Origin of the sequence: Mycobacterium sp., from assembly GCF_032159765.1 — a bacterium.
In the GTDB taxonomy this organism is placed as follows: Bacteria; Actinomycetota; Actinomycetes; order Mycobacteriales; family Mycobacteriaceae; genus Mycobacterium.
Window position 1 is genome coordinate 1 of the sequence record NZ_JAVHWM010000030.1, and the last position, 3,152, is coordinate 3,152.

3 protein-coding genes are annotated in these 3,152 nt (G+C 64.6%); all 3 read right to left on the reverse strand.

Annotated elements, in window-relative coordinates; all coding sequences use genetic code 11:
* Positions 1 to 105: 105 nt before the first annotated feature.
* On the reverse strand, positions 106 to 1,782 hold the full coding sequence (locus tag QOH60_RS03480) for a PucR family transcriptional regulator (RefSeq protein WP_526417126.1): 1,677 nt from the start codon (positions 1,780 to 1,782) through the stop codon (positions 106 to 108).
* 724 nt (positions 1,783 to 2,506) lie between these two features.
* A complete protein-coding gene (locus QOH60_RS03485; RefSeq protein WP_526417128.1) occupies positions 2,507 to 2,758 on the reverse strand; it encodes a hypothetical protein in 252 nt (83 codons plus the stop codon).
* Positions 2,755 to 3,152: hypothetical protein (locus tag QOH60_RS03490; protein ID WP_526417130.1), on the reverse strand; the 398-nt coding region annotated here is incomplete at its 5' end. The genes QOH60_RS03485 and QOH60_RS03490, both read right to left, overlap by 4 nt.

Consider the following 3,152-nt stretch of genomic DNA (forward strand, 5'->3'; position numbering starts at 1 on the left):
CACGATGGGGATTCACCCATCTGGGACGATTCGCAGCGGCCTACCGAAGCAGGTACGACGAGCGTCCGTCCGAGACCCTCTCCGGCCGCCCGCGGTAACCCGTGGCTACCTGGCCTCGAGCACCCGCCAAGCCTTGGTGGCGACGTGGACGTTGAGTCGGGTCTCGACGTCGGCAAGATCCAAACCACCGAGATCGCGGATGCGCTTGAGCCGATAGCGCAAAGTGCTCCGGTGAATGAGCAGCGAATGCGCAGCTAGATCATAGTTGCCACCGCAGTCCAAGAAGTGCGCCAGTGTGTTCACCAGTTCGGCGTGCCGGGCTGCGTCGTAGTCGATCAGCGCACCCAGCCAACGCAGGACGAACCGGTCGACGGCACCGCCGCGCTCGCGGTCGTCCATGATTTGGTAAAGCCCGAGTTCGGAGAAGTTTGTGCCGCCATCCGGGGCGGGCGAACGCTCGCGCACCTGCAGTGCTCTGAGCGCCTCGGCATAGGACCGGGGTATTTGGCGCGGCCCGTCAGCCCGGCCTCCCACGCCCATCGAGGTACCGAGCACTGGCCGAACTTGCTTGAAGCCATCGTGCAACGCCCGAGCATCGACTTCGCCGGGCACGATCACCAGGGTGAGACCGCGGCGCGTCCCGACCATGGGGAGCGCGCCGTCGCTCGTGACGCGGCGTAGCGCCATCTCCAACCATGGATGGTCGAGTTCGGCATGGCACCTGATTGCCGCAACCTGGTGTGGTTGACGAAGATCATGTCCCAGCAAGGCTGCGCGCGAACAGGCGGCCTCCTCGTCCAGGCCCTCGACGAGCTCTACGACGAGTTCACGGCGCAGCCGGGTCTCCATCTCGGCTATTGCCCGCCGATGAGCCAGTTCGCCAGTCAGCAACCTAGCGGTCCGCTCGAGCACGTAGGTCTCGAATGCACCTGCCCCTCCAGAGACGTCCGACATCACCACGGCACCGAGCACGTCGCCGCCCAGCTTGGCGACCGCGACGAGGTAGGAGTCGATCCGGGTCGATCGGCCGGCGTTGGCGTCCATCACCAGGTCCTGGACGTTCGGTAACCGGACCTGATGCCACACATCGCTGCGAGCATCTCCGCCGGCGACGCTGGCTTGCAGATAGCCGAACTGGTCGACGATAGCCGCCGGCAGGTGTGTCAGTGCGTAGGCCGTCTGCAGCAGCTCTTCCGGATCGCCGTTGACGGTTGCATCAGTCATCAACTCGTGCGCGTGAGTTCGCCGCAGCAATTCGGTCACCGTTGCCTCCAGCCGCGTACGAGCCTCCGCCTGAATCCGTTGCGCTGCGAGCAGTCTCGATGACTGCTCGGCAATCTTGAGCGCCGCGCCGGTTTGCTGGGCGAGCGCGCCGAGCAGGAACCGGTCCCAAAGGGTCGGGTCATTGTCGGCCGCGACCACCAGGTAGCCCTGATGGTCTCCGCCGCTGTGCATCGAGGTCGCCCAGATCGATTTCTCATCGGTACCCCCGGCATCGGTGTTGAGCACGGCGTCCTTGCCGGACAACTGGTCGAGCTCGCCCACGAGCGAGTTGGGACCGGACCAGGCAATGTGAGCGGGGGACGCGCTCGCGTCCGGAAAGGTGAGATAAAGACCCACCGGCCTGAACGTGCCTGCCGACGACATTGACGACAGCGCCATCCGAAGGATCTCCTCTCGAGATCCGCCGGCGAGCATCGCGTTGGACAGCGCAAACACGCCGCGGAGTGCGGACAGTTGATGACGCAGATTTCTGTAACTGCCGGGATCGTCGATGGCCATCGGTGCATCACCACACTGAGATCAACTATGCAGAGCCTGCCTCGCACCTTTTTTACGCATCGGTGCTCTGCGGGTTCTCGGTTGTCACCTGTAACCGACCGTAGACCCTCCGCGTCTGCTCAGCAGATCCAGAGCCAAAGAATTCGTCCAGTCATGGTTCGGGTTCTCAGCAGCTTGCGGGATTGATGATGTCGGTGTGATCTTCGAGTTCCCCCAACCAACGCTCAAGCCACAAGTGCGCTTCATGGTGAGCTTGGCGCATCGCCCGACAGGATGCTCCATGCGCGGGTCGCGACATGCAAATTGAGGCGAGTGTCGACGTCCGTTCAGTTCCATTTCCGTGATTTGCCGGATCCGCTGGAGGCGATATCGCAGCGTGTAGCTCGTCAGTCCGTCCGGAGCGCGGCCCGTCATCCGGACGGTGATCGCGCGACAGGCATCGCGCCAGGACTGGGGGAAGGCGTCGTAGCTATCGCAGAGCCGTCAGACGCCGACAGCAATTTCGCTGCTGGGAAGGTGACGACGTTTCTCGGCATGCAATGGGACCCAGGATGCGTTGGTCGGCCAGTCGTGCGGTGGTTGCGCAACCAGGACGACGTGAGCGTCGCGGCGGCTCAGCAGGCACGGCATGCCTAGCTTGTGAGCGGCTCGTTCGACGGCACGAGTAGCTGGTCGTCTAGCGCCCGCCGAGGGTAGCCGATCGCGAGCACGCGATGCGCTCGGGTCAGGTCGTGACCGACGGACTGCGCCCGGACACATGCGCTCTTCTCATCGGTGCCGCTGAGCAGATCATCGACGAGATCCCGGCGTAACCGGAGCTCGACTTCGGCGAGAGCATGCTGATGGGCCAGTTCGCCGACAGGGCCAGCGCCGCGTGCTCGAGGGCGAAGTAGTGTTTCTCCGCCGCGGTGTTCGCCAGGGCGAGGAGTGCGATCGTTCCCAGCACCTTCTCGTGCGGCTGGGACACCGCGATCACGCGGTCACGATCGCGGATCGGTGTGGCGTGCCGTTGCGCTTCCCGCAGTAGCTCGGCGTGCGCTCGGCGCCCATGAGCAGGCTCCGGCTGACTCGTTCCCGACCAGGCCCGGTGAGCGGACCGTTACGGTCCCCGTGAGCTATGAGCTGCGGCCATAGTGCCTCGTCCGGTACCGGCCCGATCGGGTGCGTGTTGGATTCGGCTGGAAGATGATAGGCAGCCAGCGGGTGGCCCCGGGACAGCGGCGTGGCCGCAGCGACGGACAACGCCATGATTCCAGGTGCGTCCCGGCCGTCGGTCATGAGAAGTGAAAGTCCGAGTAGCTGCCGAAGATGCGACAGGTCCGGTTGCGCTCGCAGCGGTCTTTTGCTTTCGTTAGGCCGACTCGGCGAAG